Genomic DNA, 15916 nt, shown 5'->3' with positions numbered 1-15916 from the left:
GAGTAATGGTATTGTGGATGACACCCTGTTTCAATTTCGCGCTTTGCGGTTAGAAAGACGCTATGCTGAGTTCAGATGAAGTCAATAGACAATTGGAAGCCAGTCTTCGGGCGCTTGTCATCGATAATCTACCATTCGATCGGAACTCCCCGCAAGAATATCTTGAAGTTATTGAGATGACCACTAACGATTTGCTTAAGGTTTGGTTCAATTGGGTACGGAGAAAAGTGCCGGCAACTCCACGTAAACTGTTCGTCTCCAATGCGTTTTGGAATGACGAAGCAGCGTCGGCAAACCGCCGTGATATTGAAAGAATGTTCTCGTGTATCGAACGTGGGGATTGCCTCGACGGGTTCCTCAGCAAACGCGCGAATCAAGCATTGCCGCTGCGGGATAAGAGGAATAACCGGGTCGAGCTCGACCTCTTGCTGAATGACTGGGCGGTTCACCACCTTCACCCTAATCGCAACGACGTATTGGTTTTCATGTTTTTCACAACGGACGAGGCGTTCGCGCTGATTGCCGGAAAACACCGCGATATGACGTCTCGTCGAATGGTTGAAGCGGCGGTTGAAACCTGGCCGGAACGTGAGATATTTCTAGAAATGAAGGGTACAATCTGACTTTCTCGAGATCTCGACGAAAAGCAAGCTGGAAGATTGCGTCATGCATTTGTCAATTCCCCAATACCAATAAACAACAGATTTTATGTTGGGCGCGGTTTTCTCTCTTCCGCCGGGACGTCCATCTATGCCGTCCGACAGGCACACCACCTTCGCTCATGCCTAAGCAATTTCGTCGATAAGATAAGGGATAATCCGTGGTATTATCATAAGTTGGCCATGCGGTATGGATCGACGCTTCCGTTATTTCCGAACTACGCGGTTGAGTTTCGCGCGAGAGAGCTTGGAGTTCGCGAGCTTGTCAGCGGAACCTATTTTCGGTTGGCATAGCTTATCGAGCCGGCCGAGAGGCGCGCGACGCCCTCTATCCATACCGTAGCGCATAGGAAACGGCCCTTTCTGCAGCAATCTCAGCCCGGCGGCGCGATGATCTCGGCCCCGCCCATGTAGCCGCGCAGCGTCTCGGGGATGACGATGCTGCCATCCGGCTGTTGCCCGTTCTCGAGCACCGCGATCAGCGCGCGCCCCACGGCAAGGCCCGATCCGTTCAGCGTGTGGACGAATTCGGGGCGTCCTCCGCCTGCGGGCTTGAAGCGGGCGTTCATGCGCCGCGCCTGGAAATCGCCGCAGGTCGAGACCGAGCTGATCTCGCGATAGGTGTCCTGGCCGGGCAGCCACACCTCGATGTCGAAGGTGCGCCGCGCGCCGAAGCCCGTATCCCCGGTGCAGAGCTTCATCGTGCGGTAGGGCAGGCCGAGCTTTTCGAGGATCCCCTCGGCGCAGGCCAGCATCCGCATCTGTTCGTCGTCCGAATTGTCGGGATGGACGATCGACACCATCTCGACCTTTTCGAACTGGTGCTGGCGCAGCATCCCGGCGGTGTCCTTGCCGGCCGATCCTGCCTCGGAGCGGAAACAGTTGGTATGGGCCACCATCCGCAGCGGCAGCGCCTCGGCGGGCAGGGTCTCGCCGGCGGCGAAATTGGTCAGCGTGACCTCGGCCGTCGGGATCAGCCACCAGCCATTGGTGGTGCGATAGCTGTCCTCGGCGAATTTCGGCAGTTGCCCGGTGCCCAGCATGGCCTCGTCGCGCACGAGGACCGGGGTGATCGCCTCGGTCAGGCCGTTCTCGGTCACATGGGTGTCGAGCATGAACTGCGCGAGCGCGCGGTGCAGCCGCGCGATGGGGCCGCGCAGCACCGCGAAACGCGCGCCCGACAGCTTGGCCGCCATCGCGAAATCGAGCCCCGGCGCGGCGGCGGGGATGTCGAAATGTTCGCGCGCGGCGGGCATGTCGGCCGGGGTGCCGTGGCGCTTGACCTCGTGATTGGCGGTCTCGTCCGCGCCCTCGGGCACGTCGGGGGCGAGGATGTTGGGCAGCTCCATCAGCAACGCGGCAAGCTCGGCGTCGAGATCGCGCGCGGTGGCCTCGGCCTGCGCGATCCGCTCCTTGCCTGCGGCGACCGCCTCGCGCAGCGCGTCGAACCGCGCCTCGTCGCCCGCGGCCTTGGCCGCGCCCACCTCGCGCGAGGCGGCCTTTTGCTCGGCTCGCGCGGTCTCGGCGGCATGGATCGCGGCGCGGCGCCGTTCGTCGAGCGCGAGGATCGGGGCCGAGGCGTCGGCGATGCCGCGCCGGGCCATCGCGGCGTCGAAGGCCTCGGGGTCGTCGCGGATGATGCGGATATCGTGCATGGGATCGGTCTCCGGGGGCGGCTGTCGTCCGTCCTATGCCGCAGCACGCCGCGCGAGGGAAGGGCGGCGCACGCGTTGCGCGGGGCTCGCTGGACAAGGCGGGCGGTGGCGGATAAGGGTCGCCCCGACCTCGGGGCCGGCCGCCTGGCGCCGTCCGACCGCATCGAAAGGACCGTATTCCATGTTCGTATCGCCCGCCTACGCGCAGGATCTCGGCGGCGGCGCCGGTGGCGCTTTCGCCAGCTTCGTGCCGCTGATCCTGATCTTCGCGATCATGTATTTCCTGCTGATCCGTCCCCAACAGAAAAAGGTGAAGGAACACCAGAAGATGGTCGAGGCGCTGCGCCGCGGCGACCAGGTCATCACCGCCGGCGGCATCGTCGGCAAGGTGGTCAAGGTGCGCGACGATGGCGAGATCGAGGTCGAGATCGCCGAGGGCATGAAGGTGCGCGTCATCCGCTCGACCATCGCGACGGTGCGCAGCAAGACCGAACCGGCCGAGGGCTAGGCCGGCGCCATGCTGCAGATCCCGCTCTGGAGGAAGGTTATCATCTGGGCCGTCGTGGTGCTGGGGCTGGTCCTCGCGCTGCCCAACGCCTTCTATTCGCGGGTCGAGCAGGCCAATGACGCGCGTGCCGAGATCGAGACGCTGGGCGCGACGCCCGAGCGGCTCGCCGCGGCGTCGCGCTGGCCCGACTGGCTGCCCTCGGGGCTGGTCAATCTCGGGCTCGACCTGCGCGGCGGCGCGCATCTCCTGGCCGAGGTGCAGGTCGAGGATGTCTACGAAAGCCGCCTGAACGGCATCTGGCCCGCGCTGCGCGACGGGCTGCGCGACGCGCGCGACACCGTCGGCACGATCCGCCGCATCGACGAGGGCGGAGCCGAGCTGCGCGTGCGGATCTCGCGCCCCGAGGGGCTGCCCCGCGCGCTCGAGATCGCGCGCGGCCTGTCGCAGCCGGTCTCGTCGGTGGCGGGCCTCGGCGCGCAGAGCCTTGCGGTCAGCGGGGCGCAGACGGGCGACTCGGCCGTGGTCACGATCACGCTCTCGCCCGAGGAACAGGCCGCCAGCGACGACCGCACGGTGCGCCAGAGCCTCGAGATCATCCGCCGCCGCGTCGACGAGGTCGGCACGCGCGAGCCCACGATCCAGCGCCAGGGCGAGGATCGCATCCTGATCCAGGTGCCGGGCATCGGCTCGGCCACCGAGCTCAAGAACCTCATCGGCACCACGGCGCAGCTGACCTTCAACCCCGTCATCAGCCGCAGCGCCGATGCAACCGCCGCCGGTCCGGGCGAGGTGGTCTATCCCTCGCTCGACGAGGCGGGGGTGTATTACGTGCTCGAACGCACGCCCGTCGTCACCGGCGAGGAACTCGTCGATGCGCAGCCGTCCTTCGACCAGAACGGGCGCCCGGCTGTGACGTTCCGCTTCAACCCCACCGGCGCGCGCGCCTTCGGGGATTACACCGCGGCCAATATCGGCTCGCCCTTCGCCATCGTGCTCGACGAGGAAGTGATCTCGGCCCCCGTGATCCAGAGCGCGATTCCCGGCGGCACCGGCATCATCACCGGCAGCTTTACCGTCGAGCAATCGACCGAGCTTGCCGTGCTGCTGCGCGCGGGCGCCCTGCCGGCCGAGCTGTCGTTTCTGGAAGAACGCACCATCGGCCCCGAGCTGGGACAGGACAGCATCGACGCGGGCCGGCTGGCCTGTATCGTGGCCTTCGTCGCGGTGCTGATCGTGATGGCGGCAAGCTACGGGCTGTTCGGGGTGTTCGCCAATATCGCGCTCATCATCAACGTGGGCCTCATCTTCGGGCTGCTCAGCCTGATCGGCGCGACGCTGACGCTGCCCGGCATCGCGGGGATCGTGCTGACCATCGGCATGGCGGTCGATGCCAACGTGCTGGTGTTCGAACGCATCCGCGAAGAGCTCAAGACCGCGCGCGGCCCGAGCCGGGCGATCAGCCTTGGCTACGAACGCGCGCTTTCGGCCATCGTCGATGCCAACATCACCACCTTCATCATCGCGACGATCCTCTTCACGCTGGGCTCGGGTCCGGTGCGCGGTTTCGCGGTGACGCTGGGGCTGGGCATCTTGACCTCGGTCTTTACCGCGATCTTCGTCACCCGTGTCATCATCGCGATGTGGTTCGAGCGCCGCCGCCCCAAGACGGTCGAGGTCTGAGATGCGCCTGAAACTCGTACCCGACAACGTCGATTTCGACTGGTTCAAACATGCCCGCCTGACGCTCGGGGCGTCGGTCGTGGCCATCGTCCTGTCCATCGTGGCCTGGGCCGTGATGGGGCTGAATTTCGGCATCGATTTCCAGGGCGGCACCACGATCCGCACCCAGTCCGAGCAGGCCGTCGACGTGGGCGCCTATCGCGCCGCCATCGAGCCGTTGGATCTGGGCGACGTGGCCATTTCCGAAGTGTTCGACCCCACCTTCGGCGAGAACGTCCATCGCGCGATGATCCGCGTGCAGGCCCAGGAAGGCGCGCAGAGCGTGCAGGAAGAGACGCTCGCCCGGCTCGAGGCCGCCTTGCAGGAGATCGAGCCGAGCCTGCAATTCCTCTCGGTGGAATCGGTCGGCCCCAAGGTCTCGGGCGAGCTGATCCAGACCGCCATCCTCGCCGTTCTGGCCTCGCTCGGCGCGATCCTCGTCTATATCTGGCTGCGATTCGAATGGCAGTTCTCGGTGGGCGCCGTGGCCGCGCTTTTTCACGACGTGATCCTGACCATCGGCATCTTCTCGATCCTCCAGATCCGGTTCGACCTTGCCACCATCGCTGCGGTGCTGACGATCATCGGCTATTCGATCAACGATACCGTCGTCATCTTCGACCGGCTGCGCGAGAACCTCATCAAGTACAAGAAACGCGACCTGCGCGACGTGATGAATCTCTCCGTGAACGAGACGCTGAGCCGGACCGTGATGACCAGCGGCACGACGCTGATCGCGCTCGTGGCGCTTCTGGTGCTGGGGGGCGAGGTCATCCGCGGCTTCGTCTTCGCGATCACATGGGGCGTCGTGGTGGGCACCTATTCGTCGGTCTTCGTGGCCAAGAACATCGTGCTGTTCCTCGGCGTGAACCGCGACGGGAACGACAAGGACCGCAAGGACGACAACCCCTTTGCCAATGTCGAGACCTGACACCCGGCGTCCGCCGCGCGCTCGGGGTTGCGGCGCAAGGGCGGCGGCCTAGTGTCGTGGCAGGCGATCCAGACCGAGGCCCGGCCATGCAACTGAACGAAGTGCTGTTCGACGACGCGACCCCCATCGACGGCTACGGCCCCGGCTTTTTCCGCATCGGCGGCGCCCTGCGGCACGGGCCGATCCTCGTGCTGCCCGATTCGGTGCGCGACTGGGGCGGCTATGACGATCTCGAGACGGCGCTGGCCGCGCGCGACCGGCTCGACGTGCTGTTCGTGGGCACGGGCCCCGAGATCACCCATGTGCCGCCCGGATTCCGCCGGCCGCTCGAAGAGGCGGGGCTGGGGGTCGAGACCATGTCATCGCCGCAGGCCTGCCGGACCTTCAACGTGCTGCTGGGCGAGGGGCGGCGCGTCGGCGCGGCGCTCCTGCCCGTTCCATGAGCGCGGCGCTTAGCGTTCGCGATCTCGCCGTCGCGCGCGGCGGCCTGCCGGTCCTGTCGGACCTGTCCTTCGAGATCGCGCCGGGCCATGCGCTCGTGCTGCGCGGGCCGAACGGGTCGGGCAAGACCACGCTGTTGCGCACGCTGGCGGGGCTCCAGCCGCCGCTGCGCGGAACCGTCGCGCCGGGGCCGGGCTCCATCGCCTACGGCGCCCATGCCAACGGCATGAAGGGCACGCTGAGCGTGCGCGAGAACCTGACCTTCTGGGCGGGCATCCACGGACAGCGCGACGCGGTCGAGGACGCGATGCGCCGCTTTGCGCTGACCGCGCTGGCCGAACGTCCGGCGCAGGGCCTTTCGGCGGGGCAGGGGCGGCGTCTCGGGCTTGCGCGCATGGTGCTGACGGGCCGCCCGGTCTGGCTGCTCGACGAGCCGACCGTATCGCTCGACGCGGCCTCGGTCGCGGGGTTCGCCGACGTGCTGCGGGGCCATCTCGCCACGGGCGGGGCCGCGCTGGTGGCGACCCATATCGACCTCGGGATCGACGCGCCGATCCTCGATGTCGGGCCCTATCGCGCAACGCTGGCCGATCTCGACCGGGCCATGGGCCGAGATGGCGGGTTCGCCGCGTGATCCGTCTGATCGCCCGCGACCTGACGCTCGCGTTCCGGGCCGGTGGCGGCTTTGGCCTCGCCATCGCGTTCTTCCTGATCGTGGTGGTGCTGGTGCCCTTCGGCGTCGGCCCCGAGACCGCACGGCTGCGCCCCATCGCGCCCGGCATCCTGTGGATCGGCGCGCTGCTGGCCTGTCTATTATCGCTCGACCGGGTCTTCGCGCTCGACCGCGAGGACGGGGCGCTCGACCTGCTGGCCACGGCGCCCCTGCCGCTCGAGGCCGCGGCTCTGGCCAAGGCGACGGCGCATTGGCTGACCACGGGGCTGCCGCTGACGCTGGCCGCGCCCTGTCTCGGCGTGCTGCTGAGCCTGCCCTGGCCGGGCCATCTCTGGCTGGGCTGTTCGCTGCTGGTGGGCACGCCGGCCCTGTCGCTGGTGGGCACGTTCGGCGCCGCGCTGACCGTGGGGCTCAAGCGGGGCGGGTTGCTTTTGTCGATCCTGGTGCTGCCGCTCTATATCCCGACGCTGGTTTTCGGGGCCGACGTCGCGCGGCGCGGGGCCGAGGGGCTCGACCCCGTGACGCCGCTGTTGCTGCTGGGCGCCGTCAGCCTTGGGTGCCTCGCGCTGCTGCCTTTTGCCAGTGCCGGCGCGCTTCGGGTGAACCTGCGCTGATCGCGGGCGCCGCGCCGTGAGTATTTTCGGAAACAGAGAGCTCAGATCGCGAGCACGAGATCCGCGCGCAAGCCCCCCAGCGCCTCGGACGAGCCGAGCCGCAGCGTGCCGCCATGCTGGCGCGCGATATCGACGGCAACGGCAAGCCCCAGCCCGACGCCGCCGCCGCGATCCTGGTTGCGCGCGGCATCGAGCCGGGTGAAGGGGCGCATCGCCACCTCGCGCTGGTCCTCGGCGATGCCGGGGCCGTCATCCTCGACCGTGAAGACGAGCGAGCGGTCGTAGGCGGCCAGCGACACCCGCACCCGGCTGCCATGGCGCGCGGCATTGCCGATGAGGTTCTCGAGCACCCGCCGGATCGCGAGCGGCCTGAGCACCACCTGCCCCGCCTCGGCCACTGGGCCGAGCTCGACCGGCTGCCCGCCGCGGCGCGCATCGGCCGCGGTCTCGCGCAGAAGCGTGGCCGGGTCGATCTCGACCGGGTCGCCGAGCGCGCCGTCGCGGGCGAAATCGAGAAAGGCGTCGAGCATCCCGGCCATCTCGTCCACGTCGCGCCTGAGATCGGCGGCGTCCTCGGACTCGATCAGCGACAGCCCCAGCTTGAGCCGGGTGAGCGGCGTGCGCAGGTCATGGCTGACGCCCGAGAGCATGAGCGTGCGCGCCTCCATCTGCCGCTCGAGCCGGTTGCGCATGTCGAGGAACGCGGCCCCCGCGGCGCGCACCTCGGTCGCGCCCGAGGGGCGATAGGGCAGGGCGCGCCCGCGCCCGAAGGCCGCCGCCGCCTCGGAGAGCCTCTTGATCGGGCGAAGCTGGTTCTTGAGAAACAGGTAGGCCACGATCGTCATCAGCAGCGATGTCGCCACCATCAGCACCAAGAGCTGATGCGGGTTCTGCGCCGAGACCCGGTCGCGGTCGAAGATCAGCCCCAGATCGCCCTTGGAGGTGGCGAGCGTCAGGTTCACCAGCCCGTCGTCGCTTTGCAGGTCGACCCCGCGCAGGCCGGGCATGGCGTCGCGCAGCGTGTCGATCACGAGCCGCCCCGACAGGTCGTAGAGCGCGCGGCGGTCGGCCGTGACCGGCGCCGGATCGGGCAGCACCGCCCCGATCTCGAGCGCCTCGGCCAGCGGCCCGAAGGCGTCGCGCGCGGCGGCCGCGTCGGGTGCCGCGTCGATCAGCGCCTCGATGCGGCGCAGCTCGAAGGCGAGGTTGCCGGTCATCTGCTCGGACACGTCCTCGAACAGGCGCTGGATGAAGACCACGCCCACGACGAGCTGGATCGTGACCACCGGCAGCAGCAGGATCAGGGCCGCCCGCGCATAGAGCGACCGCGGAGCGGAGCGTTTGAGCCAGGCCAGCGACATGCTAGCAGCATAGCGACCCCCCCGGTTCCGAGAAAGCGCAATGCCACGACCCGACCCTATCGCCCCCGGTATCGCGCGGCTGCGCGCCGCGAACCCGTCGCCCATGACCGGGGAGGGGACGAACACCTACCTCGTGGGCGAGGACAGCGTCGCGGTGATCGATCCGGGCCCGGCCGCGCCCGCGCATCTCGATGCCATCGAGGAGGCGCTGAAAGGGCGGGTGCTGAGCCATATCCTCGTCACCCATGCCCATCTCGACCATTCCGCGCTGGCGCCCGAGCTCGCGCGGCGTCACGGCGCGCCGGTCCTGGCCTTCGGCGATGCCGAGGCGGGACGCGCGCCCCACATGGCCGCGCTTGCGGGGATCGGCGGCGGCGAGGGGGTCGATACCGGGTTCGCGCCCGATCTCACGCTTGCCGACGGCGATGTCGTGCGCGGCCAGGGATGGGAGATCGAGGCGCTGCACACGCCGGGTCACATGGGCGGGCATCTGAGCTTTCTGCTGGGCGGCGTGGCCTTCAGCGGCGATCACGTCATGGGCTGGGCCAGCTCGCTCGTCTCGCCGCCCGATGGCGACATGGGCGCCTATGTCGCGTCGCTGCACCGTCTGCGTGCGCGTGCGCCGAAGCGGCTGTTGCCGGGCCACGGCGCCCCGGTCGAGGACCCCGCCGCCCGGATCGACTGGCTGATCGCGCACCGTGCCGGGCGCGAGGCCCAGATCCGCGCGGCGCTGGTACGTGGCGAGGCCGATGCCGCGCGTATCGCGCGCGCGATCTACCGCGATATCCCGCAGGTGCTGATGCCGGCGGCCGAACGCAGCGTCCTCGCGCATCTCGTTGATCTGGAACGGAAAGGCGAGGTCGAGACCGACGACGCCCCCGGCCCCGCCGCGATTTTCCGCAGCGTTTGAGTTTTCTCCCCTCCGACCCTTGCGGCCCCCCGCGCCCGTTGCTATACGGCGCCCCGGTGATCCGGCGTAGCTCAGCGGTAGAGCAGTTGACTGTTAATCAATTGGTCGTAGGTTCGATCCCTACCGCCGGAGCCAAAATATCTTAGAGATTACAGCATGTTAAAGACCGTCCTCTAGGGCGGTCTTCGTCGTTGTCGGTGCGCTCTGCAACAACTCTGCAACATTGCTGTGGTTAACGATCCGTTAAGGGTTTCGTGGCAGGTTCAGCGGACGTGTGCGCCCTAAGCCGTTGAGAATCAGCGTTGAACAAGATCGAGGAGATCACGCCGTCAGTCTCGCGAACCTACAACCTTCCGCTGGTTGAGGACTGCTCGCGCCTGCCCGAAGCGCCGCGATTTCAGGACAACGACTGGAAGCCCCTGCCGGAACGGTTCCTCGCGGGCATCGAGTTCGCATCGCGCTTCACCGCTATCCCGGTGAACGGCCCACACACCAACTACATCGCGGCGATACATGTCAGCGACACGCGCGCGATTGCGACCGATAACAAGACCCTTGTCGAGTTCGATCTTGGTGGTGAAGTGGCCTACGACATGTCCCTGACGGTTCAAGACATGCGCGTGCTCCGGTCATTCGGTGCGTCGCCCTCCCACGTCGGCAGACTCGATGGTAGAGACATCCGACTGCACTTTCGCTGGGCAACGGGCACGGCGCTTGCCCTAAGACCAATGGGCCGCACTGCGCCCGCAGTGGCCAAGTCGATGGTCACGAATTTCGACTGGTCTGACATGAACCCGGTAGATGCCCACTGGCGCGGCCAGATCGTCGGGCAGTTCTCGATCAAGCCTGTCCGCGACACGAGCGATCTACTCCATGTCCATCCCGACCGGATCGAAAGTTCAACCTACACCGATGAATCGCAGGTCTGCCTGCCCTTCACGACGCACTCGCCCGTTTACACTGTGTATGATCGACCGCAGATCATTCGAGCAATCAAGATTGCGGAACGGATCAAGTTCGTAGAGCGCGCCGAGGGCACATACTTCCTTTTCTGCGCCGAGAAAATTCGCGGCGTCTTGGCGTCGATGGTGGTGTGAGCATGACCCCCCGCATCCTCAACGACGGCTTGTTCTTCCACCCGGACGGTTCGAGTGCGATGGACGTGCTCAAGCGGTTGGCCGAGGGCACATCTAACCATCGTTTCGACGATCCGTTCGCGCCCGCGATAACCGAAACGGACGAGAAGATCGCGCGCCTCGAGCGGCAGATTCGCGATGCGGAATGGCGTGTGATCGCCCTCAAGAATGAACTTGAACGGGCGAAGCAGCGCCGCGTCGAACAGGAGGCTGCGCAGGCGCGATTTGCCGAGACCGGCGAAGTCGATCCGATACTGATCCCTGACTGCACGAAACTCGCGGAAGCTGACGAGGCGAAGCGACGCGCGGCGATCAAGGACAGTCTGGATTTCTCGCTCCCGACGGAATTGAAGGACGCGGGCTGGACGCAGGTAGGCGATGCGCGCGTGACGGACTACGAGATCATCGTCACGATCCGCAAGCCTCGCACGGACAGCGCCATCAACGTTGACCTTGAAGCCGAGAAGATCGTTGCCAAGGTCAAGGAGTCGGTGAAGCCGTTTGCCGAGGAAGGGTCCGTTTATCGACTTTCTCTCCGCGAGCGCATCGCAGCGCGCCCACAGCAGCCGAGGGAGCCGCCATCATGACCGAGATCGCGACCGAAGACGACCTGTGGAAGCTGTTCTCGAAAGACGGGAAGGACCACACGAAGCAAGGCGAAGGCTACATCTACTGGGACGCTCTGCGGCAAGTCATCGACGCGAAGGCGTTCGAGGACGGGACGAAGGCCCTTAAGCTGAACGCGACTGACCGCTTCTATCGCCTCGTCGTGCAAGCGGCGGGTTGGGATGCCGTCGTGCCGCAGTGTGACCTTCGTCGCGTCGGCAAGACGTTGAACGCAGGCCCCGGTGATATTGTCGTCGGCTATCTCGGGGCCGAGCCTTTCAAAGGAAGCGACGTTTAGGCGTCGCTCGGGCCTTCCGCTGTCGGAAAGGTCAAGATAGCATTCTGCACAGAATCCAATGGAGGCGTGCAGAGTGGCGAAGGACGTTCAATTCAAGGGCAAGGGACAGGCGCTTCGTCTTGGGGTGCAACAGGAACTCGGCGGCGGTCCCCTCACGATCTTCGGTGCGGCGGCACAAAAGCATGACCTTTCCATTCGCGAAGTGACGGCAGGTGTTTTGGCCGAATTGGCCATAGAATATCCGAACCTTGAGTTTCGTCAGCGCAACACGCTCAGCAAGGCGGAAATCCACGCCAAACTTCAAAGCATTGATGCGCGACTCGGTCAGGCGCTTTTCGTCGATAGCTCCTCCATCAAGCCCGATGGCGCGATTACAGAAGTCCTCGACAAACACGGCAATTGGCGAGTCATCCTCGTCGGGGAATCAAAGCACCAAGGCAACGACGTTGAAAAGATCGTCGCGGGCGTAAAGCAGGGTAAGGCAAAGGATCAGGACTTCATGGTGGCCGGGAACGCCATCGAGCGCGTCCACAAGAACATCGTCGAACTTCGGAACTTCATGCTCGACGAGCGGCATTTCCCCTACGTCGTCTTTCTCCAAGGGTCGAACTTCGCGACCGAGACGTTCAGCGTATTCACCCCCGATGGGCGCGAGATCGAGATTTCGCACAAGGCGGGTATGCTGAACCGAATTGACCGCGTGACGGCCAGCAGCCTCGGTCGCGAGATCAACAAGAACTACTGCGAGAACATCTTCGTCGATGTGAACGGAACGCGGCAAATGCTGCAAGTCGCGTCGCTTTTCTTCCAAGCCGTTCCTTGGTCTGACAAAGCAATGGCCGAAGTGCTGCTCGACGTTGCGAAGACTTCAATCAACGTGCTGTCAGCAGACCTCGAAACCTGATAACGTGCCCCGACACCGGCGGCGCGGGTGTCGGGCGCTGGTCGCAGACGTTCGCCTCGCGGACAGGAACAACGGCGAAGGACGGAACGGCAGGCAATGGCGAACAGATCACACAGGAACGCAGGGCACCGGGCGATGAACGCCCTCAAGAAGGCTGGCGGCAAACACTCGTCCGAAGGTCTGGTGAGCTATGAGGTGCCAACCAAGACACGGCACGTCGTCGGCGTCAGCGATTGCCTAGACACCCTCGCAGCTATCCCCGACAACTCCATTCAGCTTATCGTCTGCGATCCGCCCTATAATATTCAGCTGGCCGATTGGGACAGCCATTCCAATTATCTCGACTGGGCGAAAGATTGGCTTGCAGAAGCCGAGCGCGTTTTGTCGCCCAGCGGCAGCATCGCGATCTTCGGGGGATTACAGTATCAGAACGAGGCAGGATCGGGCGATCTCCTTACATTGATTTCGCATCTTCGCCATAACAGCAAGATGCTCTTGGCGAACCTCATCATTTGGAACTATCCGAACGGTATGAGTGCGCATCGCTTCTTCGCGAACAGGCACGAGGAAGTCGCGTGGTTTGCAAAGTCGAATAAGTATTTCTTCGACCTCGACGCGGTTCGTGAACCCTTCGACGAGCAAACGAAGAAGGCCTATCTCAAGGATAAGCGCCTAAATCCCGAGTCTGTCGAGAAAGGTCGCAACCCGACAAACGTCTGGCGGATGCCGCGGCTGAATGGCAACTCGAAAGAGCGCGTAGGCCACCCGACCCAAAAGCCTGCCGTGGTAATCGAACGGCTTGTTCGGGCGCTGTCCTACCCTGGCTCGACCGTGCTCGACTTCTTTGCAGGTAGCGGCGTTACGACCCGCGTCGCCATTCAGGAAGGTCGCAACAGTATTTCTTTCGACAAAGACCCAATCTTTGAGGAATACCTGAGCAAGCAGTTGGGAATGATTACTCCCTCGAACCTGCTCAAGACCGTCCCCGAATATGAGATCGTGACGGGCCTTGAGAATATCGCGACCGACGACAGCGGACAGCGCCCAATCGTGGACGCGGCGGAGTGATCCTCACCACAGCTTTGCGCGCATACGCGCGCGAGGCAAAACTTCATTTCTGAAAGATCATCCAGTGATCGGTGCTGCAAATGCTGCACGGTTCCTTGGCATGGTTGGTGCTGCAAATGATGCGCTGCGACACGACAAGTGAACTTTTTCCAAATCGCCTTCGCGCGCGCGTCATGCGCGTGTGCGCGTGCGGTGGTCTGCTCCACGTTCAACCGCCGCACCTGCAATAAAGTCCGTTGGTCAGTCGTCACCTCGCAGAGCGCGTCAGCGAAGGCGATAGTCGCTGTCGCCCCGTGTGGGTAGGGGCGCGCCTTGAGACGCGCAGACAGGCCCGCTTTCGCTGCGTCTCTGGGTTGGTCACAGCGCGCTCAATAGTAGCCCCGCAAATGGCTGACTTCGATCCGCTGCGACTTTAGGTGTTGCGATGCGAACGCCCCGACGATCAGAGAAATGCCAAGATCGCCGTGACCGGATCCTTTGCGCCCCTGCGTGATGATCTGATTGCCAGCAGCCGTCGTCTGCATCGTGAAGGACGCGAGGTCGGCTTCGATCTCGGCGCGCAGCGGGCAGTCATGGGCAAACTTGATCTCGCCCGCAGCGAACAGGACGGCCAACGTCTCGACCATCGCTGTCTTGCCCGCGTTGATGTAACGCCCCTTCTTCGACCACTCCTGCCCGCCCGTCATCTGGATCGCGAAGTGCGGCACGTTCTGCTCGTGGAGCATGTCCGAGACGACGCGCCCGATGGACGTGCCGTCAATGACGAGTTCCGACTTGCCCCCGAACGGCGGCGCGTTCTTGAGGCGGATTAGGTGATCGACCACATCGACGTAGGACACGCCGCGGAACCTGTCCGCATAGACGACCGTGCGTTCGCGCGGCCCAAGGATCACGCGACCCGCATCGACCGTGGGAAGGACTTGATCCTTGATGATGCAGACCGCCGAGAAGTCGTGTGCTTGTCCCAAATCCGCCGATACCCAATACTTTTGGTGTCCCGTCACGCGCGGGATTGCCGGGTCGTGGTGCGTCTCGTTGATAACCCGACCATCGGGCATGAAAACGAGGTCTAGAGTCTCGGACATATCGCGCTCTCAGTGCTTGTGGCTTGTTCGATGATGGACAGATCGAAGTAGGCGAGGCCATCGGCCAACATCTCAACGTCGATCTCCTGCTTGAACCGCGTCGCGGACAAGGTGCGGCGCATTCGCTCGACCTTTTCTGCAAGTCGCGGAATGTCCGTTCCTTTGACGACGATCCGCTGAATACCGTCGTCGGGTTTCGCGTCGAGGAACAGTTTCGCGAAGTAGTTGTCGCGCCCGGCGGGCGTGGACGAGAAATACACCTGACCCTGCGCCGTGAGCATCGGGAGGACGCCCGAGATAAGCGTCTCCCCTCGCACTTCCTCCGTGTCGTCGCCTTTCAAGAACGCGCACTCGTCGATGATGAGAAGGGACACAGACGGGAATCCGCGAATGGTGTCGGACGTTGACGGGAGCGCGACGACGCGCGCTCCGTTCGACATTTCGAGTTCCGTCAGCGTCGAGCGCGTGATGACGAGGTCTGTGCGCCGAAGCTGCCGCCCGATCTCGCGGGCGATGATCTTCGCCTGACGTTCTGCGGGCGCGATGCAGATAGTCAGCGATTCCGGGATATGCAGTTCCTCGACGGAACGCGCGGCGAGAACAGAAGTCTTGCCCGCCTGACGGGACACGCGGCAGGCGACCTCCGAAGCCCGCGTCGTGAACATCTCGACTTGCCACGGGTCAGGCTTATGCCCGATCCAATGGGCGAGACGCGCCTTCGGGTCGAGCTGGCGTTCAAGATCGTCGAACCAAGGCAGGAGCGCGTCAAATGGCATTGCTGCCCTCGCGCGTGATGGACAACGCCTCGCGACGCATCTTGCGCAGGAAGGGTTCGCGAGCTTCTGGAACCTCGTCGCAGACTTCCCGAATGATGCGTTTGAGTGTTACCCATTCGGCGCTTTCTGACAGCTTGACCTCGACAGTCAGCGACGTTGCCATCTTCCCGTGCATGGTCGCAATGTCCCGAAGGATGCGGCGAAGGCCTTCGGCCGCGGACAAGGTGAACCCGTCGTCTTCGTTTTCCTCTGCCCGCGCGATGATCTTCTCGACCCGCTTCGCCAACGACTCGTAGGTGCGGGCAACGTCCATGCGGTCCTCGTTGAGAACCGCCGTGTCGCCTTCGATCTTGGAAATGCGCACCTCGGCCAGCGTCGCGCGCACCATTTCCTCCGTGATATGCTCCTTGCGGAAACGAACGATGGAATCCGGGTGCATCCCGAGACGTTTCGCGACTTGCGCCTTCGACATGCCACCCGGCAATCCCTGCTCGCCCAAGATGATCTGCTTGATGATCGTCTTGCGCTCTGGGTGCATGAGGATCGTGTTCTTGCGTCCGGGGCCTTTCATT

Annotated in this window: 18 protein-coding genes and 1 tRNA gene; 14 read left to right on the top strand and 5 right to left on the bottom strand. The window is 64.5% G+C overall.

Annotated features, from left to right (window positions below; all coding sequences use genetic code 11):
* Positions 1 to 62: 62 nt before the first annotated feature.
* A complete protein-coding gene (locus E2L08_RS12615; protein ID WP_133397453.1) occupies positions 63 to 623 on the top strand; it encodes a hypothetical protein in 561 nt (186 codons plus the stop codon).
* 410 nt (positions 624 to 1033) lie between these two features.
* Here the strand turns inward: E2L08_RS12615 and serS are convergent, their stop codons facing one another.
* Positions 1034 to 2314, bottom strand: coding sequence for a serine--tRNA ligase (serS, locus tag E2L08_RS12610; protein WP_133397452.1), 1281 nt, complete (start codon positions 2312 to 2314; stop codon positions 1034 to 1036).
* A 181-nt stretch (positions 2315 to 2495) separates the two neighbouring features.
* Here serS and yajC point away from each other — a divergent pair, with 181 nt between their 5' ends.
* The 6 genes from yajC to ccmB all read left to right on the top strand — a co-directional run bounded on the left by yajC (position 2496) and on the right by ccmB (position 7200).
* Positions 2496 to 2822: a preprotein translocase subunit YajC gene (gene yajC / locus E2L08_RS12605; protein WP_133397451.1), complete on the top strand. Its 327-nt coding sequence runs from the start codon at positions 2496 to 2498 to the stop codon at positions 2820 to 2822.
* A 9-nt stretch (positions 2823 to 2831) separates the two neighbouring features.
* Positions 2832 to 4502: a protein translocase subunit SecD gene (gene secD / locus E2L08_RS12600; protein ID WP_133397450.1), complete on the top strand. Its 1671-nt coding sequence runs from the start codon at positions 2832 to 2834 to the stop codon at positions 4500 to 4502.
* Position 4503: 1 nt separating this feature from the next.
* Positions 4504 to 5472 carry a protein translocase subunit SecF gene (secF, locus tag E2L08_RS12595; protein WP_133397449.1) on the top strand — a complete coding sequence of 323 codons (969 nt, stop codon included), beginning with the start codon at positions 4504 to 4506 and terminating at the stop codon, positions 5470 to 5472.
* A gap of 86 nt (positions 5473 to 5558) precedes the next feature.
* Positions 5559 to 5915 (top strand): Mth938-like domain-containing protein, encoded by a 357-nt coding sequence (locus E2L08_RS12590; protein ID WP_133397448.1) that lies wholly within the window; start codon positions 5559 to 5561, stop codon positions 5913 to 5915.
* A complete protein-coding gene (gene ccmA, locus E2L08_RS12585) occupies positions 5912 to 6547 on the top strand; it encodes a heme ABC exporter ATP-binding protein CcmA (RefSeq protein WP_133397447.1) in 636 nt (211 codons plus the stop codon). The genes E2L08_RS12590 and ccmA overlap by 4 nt, the downstream gene beginning before the upstream one ends.
* Positions 6544 to 7200, top strand: a complete 657-nt coding sequence (ccmB, locus tag E2L08_RS12580; protein ID WP_133397446.1) for a heme exporter protein CcmB — start codon at positions 6544 to 6546, stop codon at positions 7198 to 7200. The genes ccmA and ccmB overlap by 4 nt, the downstream gene beginning before the upstream one ends.
* 41 nt (positions 7201 to 7241) lie before the next feature.
* Here ccmB and E2L08_RS12575 read toward each other — a convergent pair whose 3' ends face one another.
* Positions 7242 to 8561: an ATP-binding protein gene (locus E2L08_RS12575; protein WP_133397445.1), complete on the bottom strand. Its 1320-nt coding sequence runs from the start codon at positions 8559 to 8561 to the stop codon at positions 7242 to 7244.
* 40 nt (positions 8562 to 8601) lie between these two features.
* Between E2L08_RS12575 and E2L08_RS12570 the strand changes: the two genes are divergently transcribed.
* The 7 genes from E2L08_RS12570 (at position 8602) to E2L08_RS12540 (ending at position 13483) form a co-directional block, all read left to right on the top strand.
* Positions 8602 to 9471, top strand: a complete 870-nt coding sequence (locus E2L08_RS12570; protein WP_133397444.1) for an MBL fold metallo-hydrolase — start codon at positions 8602 to 8604, stop codon at positions 9469 to 9471.
* A 60-nt stretch (positions 9472 to 9531) separates the two neighbouring features.
* Positions 9532 to 9606 (top strand) — tRNA-Asn (locus tag E2L08_RS12565).
* 167 nt (positions 9607 to 9773) lie between these two features.
* The gene (locus E2L08_RS12560) at positions 9774 to 10568 is read left to right on the top strand and encodes a hypothetical protein (protein ID WP_133397443.1); all 795 of its coding nucleotides are present in this window, start codon (positions 9774 to 9776) and stop codon (positions 10566 to 10568) included.
* Between the two features lie 2 nt (positions 10569 to 10570).
* A complete protein-coding gene (locus E2L08_RS12555) occupies positions 10571 to 11194 on the top strand; it encodes a hypothetical protein (protein WP_133397442.1) in 624 nt (207 codons plus the stop codon).
* Entirely contained in the window at positions 11191 to 11511 is a 321-nt protein-coding gene (locus E2L08_RS12550) for a hypothetical protein (RefSeq protein ID WP_133397441.1), read from the top strand. The genes E2L08_RS12555 and E2L08_RS12550 overlap by 4 nt, the downstream gene beginning before the upstream one ends.
* Before the next feature lie 73 nt (positions 11512 to 11584).
* Entirely contained in the window at positions 11585 to 12415 is an 831-nt protein-coding gene (locus E2L08_RS12545; RefSeq protein ID WP_206077011.1) for an EcoRI family type II restriction endonuclease, read from the top strand.
* A gap of 135 nt (positions 12416 to 12550) precedes the next feature.
* Positions 12551 to 13483, top strand: coding sequence for a DNA-methyltransferase (locus tag E2L08_RS12540; protein WP_206077010.1), 933 nt, complete (start codon positions 12551 to 12553; stop codon positions 13481 to 13483).
* 368 nt (positions 13484 to 13851) lie between these two features.
* On the opposite strand, the gene E2L08_RS12535 is transcribed toward E2L08_RS12540, so the two are convergent.
* Genes E2L08_RS12535 through E2L08_RS12525 form a run of 3 tightly spaced genes read right to left on the bottom strand, consistent with a single transcriptional unit; the run spans position 13852 to position 15915 of the window.
* A complete protein-coding gene (locus tag E2L08_RS12535; protein ID WP_133397438.1) occupies positions 13852 to 14568 on the bottom strand; it encodes a hypothetical protein in 717 nt (238 codons plus the stop codon).
* Positions 14553 to 15344: a terminase large subunit domain-containing protein gene (locus tag E2L08_RS12530; protein WP_133397437.1), complete on the bottom strand. Its 792-nt coding sequence runs from the start codon at positions 15342 to 15344 to the stop codon at positions 14553 to 14555. Before E2L08_RS12530 ends, E2L08_RS12535 begins: the two co-directional genes overlap by 16 nt.
* Entirely contained in the window at positions 15334 to 15915 is a 582-nt protein-coding gene (locus tag E2L08_RS12525; protein WP_133397436.1) for a hypothetical protein, read from the bottom strand. The genes E2L08_RS12530 and E2L08_RS12525 overlap by 11 nt, the downstream gene beginning before the upstream one ends.
* Position 15916 lies beyond the last annotated feature (1 nt).

The sequence above is a fragment of the Palleronia sediminis genome, from assembly GCF_004358695.1.
GTDB lineage: Bacteria > Pseudomonadota > Alphaproteobacteria > Rhodobacterales > Rhodobacteraceae > Palleronia > Palleronia sediminis.
The sequence above is the reverse complement of the archived record's forward strand: the minus strand, read 5'-3'. Positions and strand labels throughout refer to the sequence as shown.

Excerpts from the sequence above, each read along its gene's own strand:
- ccmA (WP_133397447.1), top strand. The coding sequence starts at position 5,912 with ATGAGCGCGGCGCTTAGCGTTCGCGATCTCGCCGTCGCGCGCGGCGGC.
- E2L08_RS12530 (WP_133397437.1), bottom strand. The coding sequence starts at position 15,344 with ATGCCATTTGACGCGCTCCTGCCTTGGTTCGACGATCTTGAACGCCAG.
- E2L08_RS12615 (WP_133397453.1), top strand. The coding sequence starts at position 63 with ATGCTGAGTTCAGATGAAGTCAATAGACAATTGGAAGCCAGTCTTCGG.
- E2L08_RS12525 (WP_133397436.1), bottom strand. The coding sequence starts at position 15,915 with ATGAAAGGCCCCGGACGCAAGAACACGATCCTCATGCACCCAGAGCGC.
- E2L08_RS12550 (WP_133397441.1), top strand. The coding sequence starts at position 11,191 with ATGACCGAGATCGCGACCGAAGACGACCTGTGGAAGCTGTTCTCGAAA.
- serS (WP_133397452.1), bottom strand. The coding sequence starts at position 2,314 with ATGCACGATATCCGCATCATCCGCGACGACCCCGAGGCCTTCGACGCC.
- secD (WP_133397450.1), top strand. The coding sequence starts at position 2,832 with ATGCTGCAGATCCCGCTCTGGAGGAAGGTTATCATCTGGGCCGTCGTG.
- secF (WP_133397449.1), top strand. The coding sequence starts at position 4,504 with ATGCGCCTGAAACTCGTACCCGACAACGTCGATTTCGACTGGTTCAAA.
- E2L08_RS12575 (WP_133397445.1), bottom strand. The coding sequence starts at position 8,561 with ATGTCGCTGGCCTGGCTCAAACGCTCCGCTCCGCGGTCGCTCTATGCG.
- E2L08_RS12535 (WP_133397438.1), bottom strand. The coding sequence starts at position 14,568 with ATGTCCGAGACTCTAGACCTCGTTTTCATGCCCGATGGTCGGGTTATC.
- E2L08_RS12540 (WP_206077010.1), top strand. The coding sequence starts at position 12,551 with ATGAACGCCCTCAAGAAGGCTGGCGGCAAACACTCGTCCGAAGGTCTG.
- E2L08_RS12590 (WP_133397448.1), top strand. The coding sequence starts at position 5,559 with ATGCAACTGAACGAAGTGCTGTTCGACGACGCGACCCCCATCGACGGC.
- E2L08_RS12570 (WP_133397444.1), top strand. The coding sequence starts at position 8,602 with ATGCCACGACCCGACCCTATCGCCCCCGGTATCGCGCGGCTGCGCGCC.
- E2L08_RS12555 (WP_133397442.1), top strand. The coding sequence starts at position 10,571 with ATGACCCCCCGCATCCTCAACGACGGCTTGTTCTTCCACCCGGACGGT.
- yajC (WP_133397451.1), top strand. The coding sequence starts at position 2,496 with ATGTTCGTATCGCCCGCCTACGCGCAGGATCTCGGCGGCGGCGCCGGT.